The sequence below is a fragment of the Mycobacterium arosiense ATCC BAA-1401 = DSM 45069 genome, assembly GCF_002086125.1.
Taxonomy (GTDB): Bacteria; Actinomycetota; Actinomycetes; order Mycobacteriales; family Mycobacteriaceae; genus Mycobacterium; species Mycobacterium arosiense.
The window spans coordinates 119,190-137,083 of the sequence record NZ_MVHG01000006.1 but is presented as its reverse complement, the minus strand read 5'-3'; the positions used below and the strand labels follow the sequence as shown (position 1 = coordinate 137,083).

Below are 17,894 nucleotides of genomic sequence, written 5' to 3'. Positions count from 1 at the left end.
TGTGGACCAAGACCGCCGACCAAATCCTGGACAGCATCGCCAACTACTGCCGACGAATTAACGACTCAGGACACTAGGTAGCCGGCGCCCCGTGCCGGCCGGCGCCCGCCGCGAAGCGCCCGGCCCCTTCGTTCGCCTCCGCGGCCACCCGGGAGATGCTGGCGAATTCGAAGTCGAGCGCATCGGATTCCGTTGTCCCCCACTGATGTAGCGCCGAAAGCCGGTCGGAGCGCAGGCACTGCTGCGGCAGCGCCGCCAGTTGGGCGGCCAGCTCCTCGGCGGCCTGGCGCGACTGGCCTTTGGGGACGACGCGATTCGCCAAGCCGATGGCTTGGGCTTCAGCGGCCGCCACGGCGCGACCGGTGAGGATCATGTCCATCGCGCGGCTGTGGCCGATCAGGCGGGGCAGCCGCACGGTGCCGCCGTCGATGAGCGGGACCCCCCAGCGGCGGCAGAACACCCCGAACACGGCGTCCTCCTCGACCACCCGCAGGTCACACCAGATGGCCAGTTCCAGGCCACCGGCGACGGCGTAGCCGCTCACCGCGGCGATGACGGGTTTGGACAGCACCATCCGCGTCGGACCCATGGGACCGGGGCCGGTGCGGTGCACGGCGTTGGCATCCGGTGTGCCGAAGGCCTTCAAATCGGCTCCGGCGCAGAAGGTTCCGCCCTCCCCACACAGCACGGCGACCGACGCGGAGTCGTCACGGTCGAATTCCTCGAAGGCCGCGTACAGCCCGGCGGCCGTCGGGCCATTGACCGCGTTGCGCGCGCTCGGCCGGTCGATGATCACCGTGGTCACCGGGCCGTTGCGCTCGACCCGCACCGGATCTGTCATGTCGCCTCCGCAAATAGTGGTTCGCGCCGCGTGAGCAGCTCCGCGGCGAAGTCGTGGTAGGCCGACCGCAGCCGAGCGCCCGGCCAGTCGGCCGGCAGTAGCTCGTCGGGCAGCACCGGGTCGGTCAGCAGGTGGCGCACCGTCGCGGCGGCCACCACGAAACGGCCGGGAACGTCCGGCGCAGCGGCCATCTCGTCGAGCAACTGGTGACCGGCCTGAGCCCAGGCGGGCAGGTCCCATAGCTGCCCGGCCAGCTCGGCGGGGTCGTCGTCGCGCGCCCGCAGCACCCGCGCCTGGGCCGCCACCTCGGGGCCGGGCCCCGCGTCGATGTTGTCGGGGCGCATCCACACCCCCTCGCGAAGCTCACCGAAACGCTTGCCGTGCAGGGTGTTTCGCAGCGCAGCGCGGGTCCGCGCGTCCTTTCCCACGCCGGTCACGATGAGCGTGATCCACTCTCCGCTCCAGGGATGCACCCGCGGGTCGATGGCATCGTCCTGGCGCCGCTGACGGGCCAACAGGCGATCGGAGAGCCGATAGCCGTCGGCGGAACGGATCAGGTCGCCGGCGCCGACCATGCGGGTCAGCGCCACCCGCAGCGTCGACTCCTTGATGCCGAAATCTGAAGTGAGCCTGACCAATTCGTTGGCACGGGCGTGGGCGGGATGCGCGCCGAGCAGCACGCTGAGCACCACCGACCGCGCCGTCATGTCCGGCATGGCTACACCCCGGAAGCGCGGCGGCCGTAATCGCCGAACGGTTCGTCGCGGTGCCGGACAGCCTCGCGGAATCCGTGCTCGACCGCGTCGGCGACGAAGGCGTGGCCCTCGGGCGTGTGCCGCGCGACACCGTCGAACACCGTGCTGACCATCCTGCTGGTCGCCACGCCCTGTTGCAGCAGCGCGGAATTCAGCGCGAGCTTGACCATGATCAGCTGGTTGACCGGCACCGCGGCGATCCGCTCGACCAGCCGTTCGGTGCGCTCGTCGAGGTCGGCCGGGTCCGGCGCCTCGACCGCCCATCCCCACTCGGCGGCCTGCGCGCCGGTGATGCAATCACCGGTGAACAACAACCTTTTCGCGCGCGCGTCGCCGAGCCGGTGCGCCCACAGGCCGGCCGCGGGGACGCCCCACACCCGGGTGGGCGGGTAGCCGATCTTGGCGTCGGCGGCGGCGATCACCTGATCGGCGTGCAGCGCGATATCGGTGCCGCCGGCCACGCAGTAGCCGTGGATCTTGACCACCGTCGGCTTGTCGGCGTGCATCAGGCTGGAGAAGCCCCGCACGAAGCGGCTCATCATCTGATAGTCGATCATCGGGTCCCACGGCCGATCCGCCAAATGGTTTACCGCCTGGGTCTTTCCGTCCAGCACGGTGCCCTGGTACGCGCCGGTGCCGCCGGCCGAGCCGGTGCGATCGGCGTAGGCGCTCAGGTCGAAGCCCGCGCAGAAACCCTCGCCGCGGCCCGACACCAGGATGACGTGCACGTTCGGGTCAAGGTCGGCGCGCTCCACCAATGCCGAAAGCTCCAGCGGGGTGTCCGCGACGATCGCGTTGCCCTTTTCCGGCCGGTTGAACGTGATCCGGGCAACCCGGTCGGTGACCTCGTAGGTCATCGTTTTGAGGTTGTCGAAGTCGACCGGCCTGATCGCGTGCGTCATTGGCGCCGCTCCTCCTCATCGCTCCGCTCTGCATCGTCGCCGGCGCGGGTCATGTTGCGGCTCAACCCTTTACCAACGCGCGCTCCAGGATCGGTGCCAGGTCGAGCCCGTCGGGCATGGTGCCGAACGCACCACCCCACCGGCGGTCGAGCCGCGTGGCCAGGAAGGCCTCGGCGACGGCGGGGTGGCCGTGGCGCACCAGCAGCGAGCCCTGCAGCGCCAGGCAGATGTCTTCGGCGACCTTGCGGCCGCGGTAGGCGATGGCCTGTAGGTCGGCCAGCTGATCGCGCAGCCGCGCGACGTGGTTGGCCAGGCGCGGGTCCTGGTCCGCGCCGTCGGCGAGCTCGTCGAACAGGACCTCGACGCATTCGGGTCGAGTGGCCATGGCGCGCAACGTATCCAGCGCGCTGACGTTGCCCGAACCCTCCCAGATGCCCATCAGCGGCGCCTCGCGGTACAGCCGCGGCATGCCGGAGTCCTCGACATAGCCGTTGCCGCCCAGGCATTCCAGCGCCTCGGCGGCGTGCGGGGTGTTGCGCTTGCACACCCAGTACTTGCTGGCCGCCAGGCCGATGCGGCGCAGCAGCGCCTCGCGCTGGTCGCCGCGCACGGCCTTGTCGGTGGCCCCGGCCATCCGCATCGCGACCATGGTGGCCGCCTCCGCCTCGACGGCGAGGTCGGCCAGCACGTTACGCATCAGCGGCTGGTCAATCAGGTATGCGCCGAAGGCCTTTCGGTGCTGAGCGTGATAGACCGCGCGGGTCAGCCCGGTGCGCATGCTGGTGGCGCTGCCCAGGGTGCAGTCCAGCCGGGTGAGGTTGACCATCTCGATGATGGTGGGCACGCCGCGCCCTTCCTCCCCCACCAGCCACGCGATCGCGCCGTCGTATTCGACCTCGCTCGACGCGTTGGCGTGGTTGCCGAGCTTGTCCTTGAGCCGCTGCAAGAACATCCGGTTGCGGGTGCCGTCGGGCAGCACCCGCGGCAGCAGGAAGCAGGACAGCCCGCCGGGCGCCTGCGCCAGCACCAGGAAGATGTCGCACATCGGCGCCGAGGTGAACCACTTGTGACCGGTCAAGCTGTAGGAGCCGTCGGCGTTGGGGGTCGCCTGGGTGGTGCCGGCGCGCACGTCGGAGCCGCCCTGTTTCTCCGTCATCGACATGCCCGCGGTGATGCCCGGCTTGGTGGTGGCCGGCCTGAGCTCGGGGTCGTATTCGCGGCTGGTCAGCAGCGGCTCGTACACCTTGGCCAGCTCGGGGTTGAAGCGCAGCGCGGGAACGACGGCGTACGTCATCGAGATCGGGCAGATGTGACCCGGCTCGACCGTCCACACCGAGGTCTTGGCGGCCCGGACGACGTGCGCGCCCGGGCGATCGTCGGCCCAGGGCGCGGCGGCCAAGCCGTGGGCGACCGCCGCGCGCAACAGTTCGTGGTAGGCGGGGTCGTACTCGACCTCGTCGACGCGGTGCCCGTTGCGGTCGTGGGTGTGCAAGATGGGCCGGTTGCGGTCGGCGAGTTCGCCCCACCGCTGCGCCTGGTGGGTGGCCGACAGCGCGCCGACCTCGTTCACCTCGTCCAGGCCCCACTGGCCGCCCTCGCGGATCAGGGCCTCGATGAGCACCGCGGAGCCGGCGGGGTTGTGATTTTCCAGGGGCGGGACCTGGTTGGTGACGACGTGCGTATCCGACATGCCACCCATGTTACATTTTCTCGACAGTCGCACAAGAGGTGTAACAGCGGGCGGGTCAGCCCGTGACGTTCTCCCGCAGGAAGGCGATGTCGTCCTTGCGGCCCTCGTCGGCGGTTTCGCAGATCACCGGCGCGCCGGCGGCCTCGACCACCGCGACGAGCAGCTGCGGGTCGATCTGGCCGGTGCCGAAGTTGGCGTGCCGGTCGGCGCCCGACCCGGCCGCATCCCTCGAGTCGTTGCAGTGCACCAGGTCGATGCGCCCGGTCAGGGCCTTGATCCTGTCGACCGCATCGATCAGGGCCTCGCCGGCGGCCCAGGCGTGGCAGGTGTCCAGGCAGAAGCCAATTCCCTTGTCGCCGATGTGATCCCACAACCGGCCGATGGTATCGAAATGGCGGGCCATCGCGTGGTCGCCGCCGGCGGTGTTCTCCAGATACACCTGCACGTCTGATTTTAGATAGTTCAGCGCTTTGACCCACCGCTCGAAGCCGGCTTCCATGTCGTCGTCGTCGGCGTGACCGCCGTGCACGATGACCGCCGTCGCGTTGATCTGCGCGGCCGCATCGCAGGTGTCCTGCAAGATCTTGCGCGACGGGATCCGGATGCGGTTGTTCGCCGATGCGACGTTGATCAGGTACGGCGCGTGGACGTAGAGCGGCACGGTGGACGCCTTGAGCGCCTCGGCGTCCTCGCGGGGTTTCGGTTTCTTCCAGCTCTGCGGGTTGCCGAGGAAGAACTGCACCACGTCGGCGCCGTCGGCCTGCGCGGCGGCCAGCGGGTCGTCGTTGCGGACGTGTGAACCGATGAGCACGTCGGCCAGTGTAGTGCCCCACCCCGACTGGCGAGCAGACGCAAAAGTCCCCAACACGCCGCGTTCGACGGGGCGTTTGCGTCTGCTCACCCGGCAAGGCGAGGTCTTTGCAGCTGGGCGTTGATTCGCGCCACCAGCCCAATCGGATCGCGTCGAATGTCGTCAACCGTCATCGGGATTGTCGTCCACCCGCATTCCTGCAACCGGGCGGTCTTCAACCGGTCATGCAGCAAGGCCTCGCGACCCAGGTGCCATTCGACGCTGTCATATTCGGCCGCGACCAAGGCATTGGGCCATGCGAAGTCGAGCCGCCACAGGCTGCCGTATCGGTCGACGATTTCGTGCTGCAATGTCGGCGTCGGCAATCCGCCGTCGATGAACACCAGGCGCGCTTCGCTTTCCATCGGCGATTCCGCCAGGCCGTCGGCGTAGCCGATCAGTTCCCGCACCTTCACGATGCCGCGACGGCCTTTCTGCTCGCGGATCGCCGCCTGCACTTCTCCTGTGGTGCAAGCGCCGACGTGCAGGGCTGCATCTAAGATCGCCAACGCCCGCGCCCGTCGCAACGTCCGTGCGACTTCAACCACCGTCCAGGCGGGCGCTGTTGCGAGTCGCCCTTCGACTCGTCGCAGCGGCGCGCCAATTCGCTGATGCACCATCACGTTTCGCGACGGCCGCATCCGTACGCCCGGGTCAAGCACGTGAACGCGTGACGTGCCCTCGGTATCGAAGCCGTACAACCCTGCGGCTGTACCCATGCAGGCGACGACAGGCTGACCAGCCAACAGATCCAGCGCCGTCAGCTTCAGCAGCACATCGGGTTCGGTGAACGTATAGACGCCATGACACACTCGATTGAGCTTGCCCATCGTGACCAGTTCGGCGAGGCGCTTGCGGCTCATGACGTCGAGCAGCTGACGTCTGGTGAAGATGTCGTCGTCGAACATGCGGCGAATGATGCCGTCAGTGCCGCGGGGCGGAAAGTCAGCGCTGTGGATACGCCCAGCAGACGCAAAAGCCCCCGACACGCTGTGCGTGCGGGGGCCTTTGCGTCTGCTCGCGCTAGAACTACCGGTAGTCGCTGTAGCCGTAATCGTCCAGCGGCACCGCAGCGCCGGTGGCCTGGCCGAAGTCCGGGCTGTAGTACTGATCCTCGTAGGACGGGATCGTGTACGCGGCGGCCCGGGCCTCCTCGGTCGGCTGCACCTGGATGTTGCGGTACCGGTTGATACCGGTTCCGGCCGGGATCAGCTTTCCGATGATCACGTTCTCCTTCAGACCGTTGAGCTTGTCGCTGCGGCAGTTGATCGCCGCATCGGTCAGCACCCGCGTGGTCTCCTGGAACGACGCGGCACTCAGCCACGAGTCGGTGGCCAGGCTCGCCTTCGTGATACCCATCAGCACCGGGCGGCCGGCGGCGGGCTCGCCGCCCTCGGCCACCACCCGGCGGTTCTCCGCCTCGAACTCCGCGCGATCGATCAGCGAACCGGGCAGGAACTCCGTCGAGCCCGAGTCGATGATGGTGACGCGGCGCAGCATCTGGCGAACGATCACCTCGATGTGCTTGTCGTGGATGGACACACCCTGAGCGCGGTAGACCTCCTGGACCTCACGGACCAGGTGGATCTGCACCTCGCGGGGGCCCTGCACGCGCAGCACCTCGTGCGGGTCGGCCGAGCCCTCCATCAGCTGCTGGCCCACCTCGACGTGGTCGCCGTCGGACAGCACCCGCTCGGAACCGTCCTCGTGCTTGAACACCCGCAGCCGCTGCCGCTTGGACAGCTTGTCGTACACGACCTCTTCGCTGCCGTCGTCGGGAACGATGGTGATCTTGTAGAAGCGCTCACCGTCCTCGAGTTGCACCCGCCCGGTGACGTCGGCGATCGGCGCCTTGCCGCGCGGGATGCGGGCCTCGAACAGCTCCTGCACCCGGGGCAGACCGCCGGTGATGTCCTCACCGACACCACCCTGGTGGAAGGTGCGCATGGTCAGCTGGGTACCGGGCTCACCGATGGACTGCGCCGCGACGATGCCGACGGCCTCGCCGATGTCGACCAGCTTTCCGGTGGCCATGGAGCGCCCGTAGCAGGTCGCGCACACGCCGGTGCCGGTGGTACACGTCAGCACCGAGCGCACCTTGACCGACGTGATGCCCGCGGCCAGCAGCGCCTCGATCTCCGGATCCCCCAGGTCCTCGCCACGCGCGACGACGACGTTGCCGGCATCATCGACCGCGTCGGCGCCCAGAGTCCGTGCGTACGCCGAGGTTTCGATGTACGGGTCGCGGATCAGGGTGCCGTCGGGCTGACGCTCGGCCAGCTCGACGAGGATGCCCCGCTCGGTCTCGCAGTCGTGCTCGCGGACGATGACGTCCTGGCTCACGTCCACCAGACGACGGGTCAGGTACCCGGAGTCGGCGGTACGCAACGCGGTGTCCGCCAAGCCCTTTCGAGCGCCGTGGGTGTTGATGAAGTACTCCAGCACGGTCAGGCCCTCACGGAACGAGGACTTGACCGGACGTGGGATGAACTCACCCTTCGGGTTGGTCACCAGACCCTTCATGCCGGCCAGCGTTCGCGTCTGGGTGAAGTTACCCGTGGCGCCCGAGTCGACGATCGTGATGATCGGGTTATCGGCTGGGTAGTGCTCGCGCAGCGCCTGACCGACCTCGTCGGTGGCTTCCTTCCAGATCTCCACTAGCGCCTCGTTGCGCTCGTCGTGGTTCAAAGCACCACGCTGGAACTGCTTTTCGACCTTCTCGGCCCGCTCCTCGTACTGGTCGAGGATCTCCTTCTTGCGCGGCGGGACGAGCACGTCGGCCATCGAGACCGTGACACCGCTGCGGGTCGCCCAGTAGAAACCGGCGTCCTTGAGCTTGTCCACGGTCTGCGCGACCACGATCATCGGGTAGCGCTCGGCCAGATCGTTGATGATCGACGCCTGCACCTTCTTGTGCATCTGCTTGTTCACGAACGGATAGCCCACCGGCAGCAGCTCGTTGAAAAGCACGCGGCCCAAAGTGGTCTCGGCCATCCAGGCGTCGCCGGGCTGCCAGCCGTTGGCGCCGAACAGCTCGGCCTCGATGTCGGCCGGCGGACGCAACTGGGTCAGCCGCACCTTGATCTTGGCCCGCACCGACAGCACGCCACGGTCGGACGCCATGATCGCCTCGGCGGGCGAGGAGTACACCCCGACCTCGGGCTCATCCTTGGCGGCCGCCTTGAATTCGCCCTTGTCACCCTCGACTTCGGTGGTCAGGTAGTACAGACCGGTCACCATGTCCAGACGCGGCATGGCCAGCGGGCGGCCCGACGCGGGCGACAGGATGTTGTTGGAGGACAGCATCAGGATGCGGGCCTCGGCCTGCGCCTCGGCGCTCAGCGGCAGGTGCACCGCCATCTGGTCACCGTCGAAGTCCGCGTTGAACGCCTCACACACCAGCGGGTGCAGCTGGATCGCCTTGCCTTCCACCAGCATTGGCTCGAAGGCCTGGATACCCAGGCGGTGCAGGGTGGGCGCGCGGTTCAGCAGCACCGGGTGTTCGGCGATGACCTCTTCGAGGACATCCCACACCTGGGGACGCTGGCGCTCCACCATGCGCTTGGCGCTCTTGATGTTCTGCGCGTGGTTGAGGTCGACCAGACGCTTCATCACGAAGGGCTTGAACAGCTCCAGGGCCATCAGCTTGGGCAGACCGCACTGGTGCAGCTTGAGCTGCGGGCCGACAACGATGACCGAACGGCCCGAGTAGTCGACGCGCTTACCGAGCAGGTTCTGGCGGAACCGGCCCTGCTTGCCCTTGAGCAGATCCGACAGCGACTTCAGCGGGCGGTTACCCGGCCCGGTGACCGGGCGGCCGCGACGACCGTTGTCGAACAGCGCGTCCACGGACTCCTGCAGCATCCGCTTCTCGTTGTTGACGATGATCTCGGGCGCGCCGAGGTCGATCAGCCTCTTGAGGCGGTTGTTGCGGTTGATCACCCGGCGGTACAGGTCGTTCAGGTCGCTGGTGGCGAACCGGCCACCGTCGAGCTGCACCATGGGCCGCAGCTCCGGCGGGATCACCGGGACGGCGTCGAGCACCATACCCATCGGCGAGTTGCCCGACTGCTGGAAGGCGGCGACCACCTTGAGCCGCTTGAGGGCGCGAAGCTTCTTCTGCCCCTTGCCGTTTCGGATGACGTCGCGCAGGATGTCGGCCTCGGCGTCGATGTCGAAGTTTTCGATCAGCTTCTGGATCGATTCCGCGCCCATGGCGCCGGTGAAGTACTCGCCGTAGCGGTCGACGAGCTCGCGGTAGAGGTTCTCGTCGACGATCAGCTGCTTGGGAGCCAGCTTGGTGAAGGTGGTCCAGATGTCGTCCAGCCGGTCCAGCTCGCGCTGGGCACGGTCGCGGAGCTGACGCATCTCGCGCTCACCGCCGTCGCGAACCTTGCGCCGCGCATCGGCTTTCGCGCCCTCGGCCTCCAGCTCGGCCAGGTCGGCCTCGAGCTTCTGGGCGCGGGCTTCCAGGTCGGCGTCGCGCTGGTCCTCAATGGCCTTGCGCTCCACCATCATTTCGGCCTCGAGGGTCGAGAGCTCGTTGTGGCGCATCTCCTCGTCGACCGAGGTGATGACGTAGGCGGCGAAGTAGATGATCTTCTCGAGATCCTTCGGCGCCAGGTCGAGCAGGTAGCCCAGCCGCGACGGCACTCCCTTGAAGTACCAGATGTGCGTGACCGGTGCGGCCAGTTCGATGTGGCCCATCCGCTCGCGGCGCACCTTGGCGCGCGTTACCTCGACGCCGCAGCGCTCGCAGATGATGCCCTTGAAGCGGACGCGCTTGTACTTGCCGCAGTAGCACTCCCAGTCGCGAGTCGGTCCGAAGATCTTCTCGCAGAACAGGCCGTCCTTCTCGGGCTTGAGCGTGCGGTAGTTGATCGTCTCCGGCTTCTTGACCTCGCCGTAAGACCATTGCCTGATGTCCTCCGCGGTGGCCAGACCGATACGGAGTTCATCGAAGAAGTTGACGTCGAGCACGTAACTCCCTTTCCCCTTGCGGGATTAGTTGCCGAAAAAAGTTGTTAGGCCAGGTCCTCAACGGACGCGGATTCGTTGCGGGACAAGTTGATTCCCAGGTTCGCCGCCGCCCGTTCAAGGTCCTCGTCCTCGCCTTCGCGCAACTCGATCGCCGCACCGTCGGAGGAGAGCACCTCGACGTTGAGGCAGAGCGACTGCAGCTCTTTGAGCAAGACCTTGAAGGACTCGGGGATACCCGGCTCCGGGATGTTCTCGCCCTTGACGATCGCCTCGTACACCTTGACCCGGCCGACGGTATCGTCGGACTTGATGGTCAACAGCTCCTGCAGCGTGTACGCCGCGCCGTAGGCCTGCATGGCCCAGCACTCCATCTCACCGAAGCGCTGGCCACCGAACTGCGCCTTACCACCCAGCGGCTGCTGCGTGATCATCGAGTACGGACCGGTGGAGCGGGCGTGGATCTTGTCGTCCACCAGGTGGTGCAGCTTCATGATGTACATGTAGCCAACCGTCACCGGGTACGGGAACGGCTCGCCGCTGCGGCCGTCGAACAGCACCGCCTTGCCGTCGCCGTCGACCATGACCTCGCCGTCGCGGTTGGGCAGCGTGCACGACAGCATGCCGGCCAGCTCCTCCTCCTTGGCGCCGTCGAACACCGGGGTCGAGACGATCTGGTCCGGCTGCGCGTGCCGCAAGTCCTCCGGCAGGTTCGCCGCCCAGTCGGGCGTGCCCTCGATGTTCCAGCCGGACTTGGCCACCCACCCGAGGTGGGTCTCCAAGATCTGGCCGATGTTCATCCGTCGCGGCACACCGTGGGTGTTCAGGATGATGTCCACCGGCGTGCCGTCCGGCAGGAACGGCATGTCCTCCTGCGGCAGGATCTTGCCGATGACGCCCTTGTTCCCGTGGCGTCCGGCCAGCTTGTCGCCGTCGGAGATCTTGCGCTTCTGGGCGACGTAGACGCGCACCAGCTCGTTGACGCCGGCCGGCAGCTCGTCATCGTCCTCGCGGGAGAACACCCGGATGCCGATGACCTTTCCGGACTCGCCGTGCGGCACCTTCAGTGAGGTGTCGCGGACCTCGCGGGCCTTCTCGCCGAAGATCGCGCGCAGCAGCCGCTCCTCCGGGGTCAGCTCGGTCTCACCCTTCGGGGTGACCTTGCCGACCAGGATGTCGCCGTCGCGGACCTCGGCACCGATGCGCACGATGCCGCGCTCGTCCAGGTCGGCCAGCACCTCGTCGGAGACGTTCGGGATGTCCCGGGTGATCTCCTCGGCGCCCAGCTTGGTGTCGCGGGCGTCGATCTCGTGCTCCTCGATGTGGATCGAGGTCAGCACGTCCTCCTCAACCAGGCGGTTGGACAGGATGATCGCGTCCTCGTAGTTGTGCCCCTCCCACGGCATGATCGCCACGAGCAGGTTCTTGCCCAGCGCCATCTCGCCGTTCTCGGTGCATGGACCATCGGCGATGACCTGACCGGCCTCCACCCGCTCACCGGCGTCGACGATCGGCGACTGGTTGGCGCAGGTGCCGTGGTTGGACCGCTCGAACTTGCGCATCCGGTAGGTGTGCCGGGTGCCGTCGTCGGCCATCACGGTGACGTAGTCGGCGGAGACCTCCTCGATCACCCCGGCCTTGTCGGCCACCACCACATCGCCGGCGTCGATCGCGGCGCGCAGCTCCATGCCCGTGCCCACCAGCGGCGCCTCGCTGCGCACCAGCGGAACCGCCTGGCGCTGCATGTTGGCACCCATCAGGGCACGGTTGGCGTCGTCGTGCTCGAGGAACGGGATCATGGCCGTGGCCACCGACACCATCTGGCGCGGCGACACGTCCATGTAGTCCACCTCGGACGACGGCACGTATTCGACCTCGCCCGCCTTCCGGCGGACCAGGACGCGCGACTCCTCGAACCGGCCCTTGGCGTCGATCGGCGAGTTGGCCTGCGCCACGACGTGGCGGTCCTCCTCGTCGGCGGTCAGGTAGTGGATCTCATCGGTAACCACACCGTCGACCACCTTGCGGTAGGGCGTCTCGATGAATCCGAACGGGTTGACCCGGGCGTACACCGACAGCGAGCCGATCAGACCGATGTTCGGACCCTCCGGGGTCTCGATCGGGCACATGCGGCCGTAGTGCGACGGGTGGACGTCACGGACCTCCAGGCCGGCGCGCTCACGGGACAGACCACCGGGGCCCAGCGCCGACAGGCGACGCTTGTGGGTCAGCCCGGACAGCGGGTTGTTCTGGTCCATGAACTGCGACAGCTGGCTGGTGCCGAAGAACTCCTTGATCGCGGCGACGACCGGCCGGATGTTGATCAGGGTCTGCGGCGTGATGGCCTCGACGTCCTGCGTGGTCATGCGCTCGCGCACGACGCGCTCCATCCGCGACATGCCGACCCGGATCTGGTTCTGGATCAGCTCGCCGACCGTGCGCAACCGGCGGTTGCCGAAGTGGTCGATGTCGTCGGTTTCCACCGGCACCTCGGTGCCGCCGGGGACGGTCATGGTGGCCTGGCCCTCGTGCAGGCGCACCAGGTACTCGATGGTGGCGACGATGTCTTCCTCGGTCAGCGTCGAGCTCGTGATCGGCTCACCGGCGTGCAGGCCGAGCTTCTTGTTGACCTTGTAGCGGCCGACGCGGGCCAGGTCGTAGCGCTTCTCCTTGAAGAACAGGTTCTCCAGCAGGGTCTGCGCGGACTCCTTGGTCGGCGGTTCGCCCGGACGCAGCTTGCGGTAGATGTCCAGCAGCGCCTCGTCGGTGCCGGCGGTGTTGTCCTTCTCCAGCGTCGACATCATGATCTCGGAGAAACCGAACCGCTCGGTGATCTGCTCGTTGGTCCAGCCCAGCGCCTTGAGCAGCACGGTGACCGGCTGGCGGCGCTTGCGGTCGATGCGCACGCCGACGGTGTCGCGCTTGTCGACGTCGAACTCCAGCCAGGCGCCCCGGCTGGGGATCACCTTGACGGAGTGCAGGGTCTTCTCGGTGGACTTGTCGATGGTCTCGTCGAAGTACACACCGGGCGAGCGGACCAGCTGGCTGACCACCACGCGCTCGGTGCCGTTGATGATGAAGGTGCCCTTCTCGGTCATCATCGGGAAGTCACCCATGAAAACCGTCTGGCTCTTGATCTCGCCGGTGTTGTTGTTGATGAACTCGGCCGTGACGAACAGCGGGGCCGCGTACGTCATGTCCTTGTCTTTGCACTCGTCGACCGGCGCCTTGACCTCATCGAAACGTGGATCGGAGAACGACAGCGACATCGAGCCGGAGAAGTCCTCGATCGGCGACAGCTCGTCGAGCACCTCTTCCAGGCCACCCTTGGGCTCGGGCTCACCGCGTTCGACGGCCTTCTCGCGCCACCGCGGCGCGCCGATCAGCCATTCGAAGGAGTCGATCTGCACGTCAAGCAAGCCGGGAACCTCGAGCGGTTCGCGGAGCTTGGCGAAGGAGACTCGGTTGGGCGCTCCGGGCACGGAGCCGTTTGAGGAACTTCCGTTAGAGGAACTTTGTGGGCGATCCGTCTTGCTCTGGCGGAAATCTGCCAAGATGCATCCTTCCAGCACCTCGTGCGACTCACGAAAACCGGGACCACCGGCCAGCTCGCCGCGAATTGTGTCGGTTCGGCTGGCGAACGAACTGTCCGGATCTCACGCGCAACTAGAACTAAGCCACGTAAGGGGGCTCAGGCTTAGACCACGGTGTCAGGTGGCGGGTGAGGTGGGCAGGAGGTAGCCAGCGCAACGTCCAACAATAGCGCAGGACGGCGCATTCCTCAACATCCCAGCAGTAGCGGTCCAGGGACATCGGCGCTGGCTGGCATCTCGACTTTCCGCTGGATACATGCTGCCCAACAGACTGGTCGGTTTACGGCCCGTCGTCAAGAGGGCGGGCCGGAGGTGTTACGCGGAGTTATCGCGAAACTCATCCGGCACCGCGCCCTACTCGCCGACCTCGTGCGCCCGATACTTGTGGGTGCCTTCCATGTCGTCGATGATCGCGGCTTGCGCCTTCGGCGGCAGGGTGTGCAGGATCTCGCGCACCCGGGCCTGGCGGCGGGCGACGGCCTTGCGCTCCGGCATGCCCGGTGAGGCGACGATCTGCGGGGGCACCCCCTCGATCTCCTCGACACCGCCGGCATGCTGGCCGGCGTCGAGTGCGGCCTGCTCTTCGGCCATGGTCGCCTCGTCCTTTTCCTCGGACATGCCGATCGGCCCGATCCGGCGACCGTTGAGGAACTGCCGTACCACCGGCTCGTCGCTGGTCAACAGCACCTCACGCGGGCCGAACATGACCAGCTTGCGACGGAACAGCATCCCCATGTTGTCCGGCACGGTGCGGGCGATGTTGATGTTGTGGGTAACGATGAGCACCGTGGCGTCGATCTGGGCGTTGATGTCGAGGATCAACTGGCTCAGATAGGCGGTACGCACCGGGTCCAGACCGGAGTCCGGCTCGTCGCACAGGATGATCTGCGGATCCATCACCAGGGCACGGGCCAGGCTGGCGCGCTTGCGCATACCACCGGAGATCTCGCCGGGGAACTTCTTCTCGTCACCACCGAGACCGACCAGGGTCAGCTTCTCCATGACGATGTCACGGATCTCGCTTTCCTTCTTCTTGGTGTGCTCGCGCAGCGGGAACGCCGCGTTGTCGAACAGGTTCATCGAACCGAACAGCGCGCCGTCCTGGAACATCACCCCGAACAGCGTGCGGATCTCGTAGAGCTCCTTGGCCGTGCACTGCAGGATGTCGGTGCCGTCGATGACCACCGAGCCGCGCTCGGGCCGCAACAAACCGATCAAGGACTTCAGGAACACGGATTTGCCGGTACCGGAAGGCCCCAGCAGGACGCTGACCTCCCCGGCGGGGATTTCCAGCGTCACGTCTTCCCAAATCCTCGAGGAACCGAAGGACTTGGTAAGTCCGTTCACCTCGATAGCGACGCCCATGGGAAATCCTTCCGTCGACTCTCGTGCCCGCCACCTGCCCTTTTATGTGGCATGAGTCACTGTAGCGCACGCCTGCCTTAAGGCATCAGGGATGCCGAGCACTGCGGGCAAAAATTGGCCGTCCTGAGAGCACCCGGAAGGCCCGCGGCTCAACTTATTTGACGCACGTGTTAGCTCAATGGGCCGTAGGGCGCCCAGTTGCCGTGGAAGCCCATCGGCACCCGCTGCGGCAGGTGCACGGTGGCGACGTGCTCGAGCGTCTGCGCGTCCAGCAACAGCAGTTGGCCCTCGTCGTGGTCGCGGTGATAGCCGAAGCCGATCAGGAGGCCGTCATCTTCGGCGCGCGGTGTGGGGTTGGGCACGAAGGACATCTCGCCGAGCAAAAGGCCGGCATCGAGGTCGGCGGCCGCGCCGGAACCGGTGGCGTAGTCGTGTTTGTACAGGGCGGTGGACATCGGCGACGCCCCGCCCGACAGGTAACCGCCTTCGGTGCCGATGGTGTAGCCGTACCGGTGCCGCCCGCCGAGCAGACTCTCGTTGATGCGCGGGAATTCCTGTGGGCGATCGTCGCGGCGTTCGGTGGCGACCGCCCCGGTCGCCAGGTTGACGGTCCAGCGGTCCAGCGTCGGCCGGCTGTCGCCCGGACCCCGCAGGTCACGGTCGAACATCCGCGAGTAGCGCACCACGTCGAGCACCAGAACCTCCGCCCCATCGCGCATCTCGGAGTAGGCGTTGAGCGGGTGGTAGACGTAGCAGGGCTCGATGTCGAACCAGCGGATGTCGGAGTTGCCGCCATCGCGCGGCATGACCCCGATGCGCGCCTGATAGTCCGGGTTCCAGCGGTAGGGCATCCGATAGATCGGCTCGCGATTGCGGTTGATCGCCGTCGTCATCGGGCTGGGCACCCGCACGCGTCCGATGAGCGACTGCATCACCAGCCGGGCCGGCAAACTCAACCGGCGCGGCACGTTCGTCGGCATCACCTGCACGGCGTCGAAGGTCACCGGCAGGTCGTAGAGCACCACGTATTTGTCGGTCAGCGAGAAGTCGTGCATCATCGGCGACCCGCCGACCTCGATGTCCACCGTGCGCCGGGCCCGGCCGGCGGTGTCGATGACGGAGTACTGCACGGTGCGCCCGCGGGTGAACGAGTAGGAGACGGCGTGCAATTCGCCGGTCCGCGGGTCGGCGTGGGGGTGCGCGGTGTATCCCCCGCCCAACGTGCCGTCGAAATCGCAGGGCCCCTCGGTGTCCAGCTCGTCCGTCAGGCGGTAGGTCGCCCCGCCCCCCTCGACAAGCGCGAGCGTTTGTCCGGCATGGCTCAGCACATTGGTGTTAGGCCCGACGGAGAGCATGCCGGCCCGCGGGTTCAGTCCGCTGGGCGCAGGCTCGCCGAGTTCGGCGCAGACGTGCGCGGTGCGCACCCACCGGTTGCGGTACCAACGCGCCTCGCCCCCGCGCAGCGCCACCGCGTGCACCATGCCGTCGCCGCTGAACCAGTGGTAGACCGTCGGGTTCACCTCTGCGACCGGGTTGGGGCCGTTGCGCAGGTAACGCCCGTCGAGGTGGTCGGGAATGTGTCCGGTGACGCGCAGGTCGTGCGCGGTGACTTCCGCGCTCACCGGCGCCAAAAAGTCCTCGAGGTAAGGATTGCCGGGCTTGGCAATTGTCGTGGTCACCATGACTGAGCTCCTATAACATTGTTATTTCAGCGTTATTGGCACGGTACGCCGCCGATGAGAAGATGGCAACGATGACTTCAGATGTTCAGCGCAGCGTCCGCGAGGAGATGCTGCACGCGGCGGTCGCCCTGCTCGACGAGGACGGGCCCGACGCCCTGCAGACGCGCAAGGTGGCCGGCGCCGCGGGAACGTCCACGATGGCGGTCTACACCCATTTCGGCGGGATGCGAGGGCTCATCGCCGAGGTGGCCGAGGAAGGCCTGCGGCAGTTCGACGCCGCGCTGAGCGTGCCGCGCACCGCCGACCCGGTCGCCGACCTGTTCATGATCGGGGCGGCGTATCGCCGCTACGCCATCGGGCGCCCGCACATGTACCGGCTGATGTTCGGCAGCACCAGCGCGCACGGCATCAACGCACCCGCGCACAATGTGCTGACGCTGACGGTGGCCGAGATCGAGCGGGACTACCCGAGCTTCGCGCACGTGGTGCGCGGGGTGCACCGATGCATGCTGGGCGGCCGGATCGAAGCCGCGGGCGCTTCCAAAGGCGGTGTCGACGACGCGCCCGTGGTGGCGACCGCGGCCCAGTTCTGGGCGTTGATTCACGGGTTCGTCATGCTGGAGCTGGCCGGCTATTACGGCACTGACGGCTCGGCCGTCGTCCCGGTGCTGGGCGCGATGACATCGAACCTGCTTGTGGCCCTTGGCGATTCACCGGAACGCGTGGAGCGGTCGATGCACACGGCGATGCAGGGACGCTGAGCGCACGAAACCCCCGGGGTGGTGATCCCCGGGGGTTTACGCGCAGCGACTTACTTGACGGTGACGGTGGCGCCGGCGGCCTCGAGCTTGGCCTTGGCCTCGTCGGCGGCCTCCTTGGCCACCTTCTCCAGCAGCGGCTTGGGTGCGCCGTCGACCAGGTCCTTGGCCTCCTTGAGGCCCAGGCCGGAGACGATCTCACGGACCACCTTGATGACGCCGATCTTCTTGTCACCGGCGGCCTCGAGGATGACGTCGAACTCCGACTGCTCCTCGGCGGCCTCGGCGGGCGCGCCACCGGCAGCGCCACCACCGGCAGCGGCAACGGCGACCGGGGCGGCCGCGGTGACCTCGAAGGTCTCCTCGAACTTCTTCACGAAGTCGGAGAGCTCCAGCAGGGTCATCTCCTTGAAAGCGTCGAGCAGGTCGTCAGTGGACAGCTTTGCCATGGGTGTGGGTCCTTCCTTGTGTTTCCCAGGTT

At 67.1% G+C, this 17,894-nt stretch carries 12 protein-coding genes; 1 reads left to right on the top strand and 11 read right to left on the bottom strand.

What is annotated here, in order from left to right:
* Positions 1 to 73: 73 nt before the first annotated feature.
* From BST14_RS04900 to BST14_RS04850, 10 genes are all read right to left on the bottom strand, one after another.
* The gene (locus tag BST14_RS04900; RefSeq protein ID WP_083063449.1) at positions 74 to 841 is read right to left on the bottom strand and encodes a crotonase/enoyl-CoA hydratase family protein; all 768 of its coding nucleotides are present in this window, start codon (positions 839 to 841) and stop codon (positions 74 to 76) included.
* A complete protein-coding gene (locus tag BST14_RS04895) occupies positions 838 to 1,557 on the bottom strand; it encodes a PaaX family transcriptional regulator C-terminal domain-containing protein (RefSeq protein WP_083063448.1) in 720 nt (239 codons plus the stop codon). The genes BST14_RS04900 and BST14_RS04895 overlap by 4 nt, the downstream gene beginning before the upstream one ends.
* A gap of 2 nt (positions 1,558 to 1,559) precedes the next feature.
* Positions 1,560 to 2,498, bottom strand: a complete 939-nt coding sequence (locus tag BST14_RS04890; protein ID WP_083063447.1) for a crotonase/enoyl-CoA hydratase family protein — start codon at positions 2,496 to 2,498, stop codon at positions 1,560 to 1,562.
* Positions 2,499 to 2,559: 61 nt separating this feature from the next.
* Positions 2,560 to 4,188: an acyl-CoA dehydrogenase family protein gene (locus tag BST14_RS04885; protein ID WP_083063446.1), complete on the bottom strand. Its 1,629-nt coding sequence runs from the start codon at positions 4,186 to 4,188 to the stop codon at positions 2,560 to 2,562.
* 55 nt (positions 4,189 to 4,243) lie between these two features.
* Positions 4,244 to 4,999: a deoxyribonuclease IV gene (locus BST14_RS04880; RefSeq protein ID WP_083063445.1), complete on the bottom strand. Its 756-nt coding sequence runs from the start codon at positions 4,997 to 4,999 to the stop codon at positions 4,244 to 4,246.
* 86 nt (positions 5,000 to 5,085) lie between these two features.
* Complete coding sequence (locus BST14_RS04875; protein ID WP_083063444.1) at positions 5,086 to 5,946, bottom strand: type IV toxin-antitoxin system AbiEi family antitoxin; 861 nt, start codon at positions 5,944 to 5,946, stop codon at positions 5,086 to 5,088.
* Between the two features lie 121 nt (positions 5,947 to 6,067).
* Entirely contained in the window at positions 6,068 to 10,018 is a 3,951-nt protein-coding gene (locus BST14_RS04870) for a DNA-directed RNA polymerase subunit beta' (RefSeq protein ID WP_083063443.1), read from the bottom strand.
* Positions 10,019 to 10,062: 44 nt separating this feature from the next.
* Positions 10,063 to 13,569, bottom strand: coding sequence for a DNA-directed RNA polymerase subunit beta (gene rpoB / locus BST14_RS04865; protein WP_142279268.1), 3,507 nt, complete (start codon positions 13,567 to 13,569; stop codon positions 10,063 to 10,065).
* Between the two features lie 393 nt (positions 13,570 to 13,962).
* Positions 13,963 to 14,973 carry an ABC transporter ATP-binding protein gene (locus tag BST14_RS04855; RefSeq protein WP_083063440.1) on the bottom strand — a complete coding sequence of 337 codons (1,011 nt, stop codon included), beginning with the start codon at positions 14,971 to 14,973 and terminating at the stop codon, positions 13,963 to 13,965.
* A gap of 170 nt (positions 14,974 to 15,143) precedes the next feature.
* Entirely contained in the window at positions 15,144 to 16,655 is a 1,512-nt protein-coding gene (locus BST14_RS04850; protein ID WP_083063439.1) for a carotenoid oxygenase family protein, read from the bottom strand.
* Positions 16,656 to 16,726: 71 nt separating this feature from the next.
* Between BST14_RS04850 and BST14_RS04845 the strand changes: the two genes are divergently transcribed.
* Positions 16,727 to 17,416, top strand: a complete 690-nt coding sequence (locus BST14_RS04845; RefSeq protein WP_083063468.1) for a TetR/AcrR family transcriptional regulator — start codon at positions 16,727 to 16,729, stop codon at positions 17,414 to 17,416.
* Between the two features lie 50 nt (positions 17,417 to 17,466).
* Here BST14_RS04845 and rplL read toward each other — a convergent pair whose 3' ends face one another.
* On the bottom strand, positions 17,467 to 17,862 hold the full coding sequence (gene rplL / locus BST14_RS04840) for a 50S ribosomal protein L7/L12 (protein WP_083063438.1): 396 nt from the start codon (positions 17,860 to 17,862) through the stop codon (positions 17,467 to 17,469).
* Between the last annotated feature and the right edge of the window lie 32 nt (positions 17,863 to 17,894).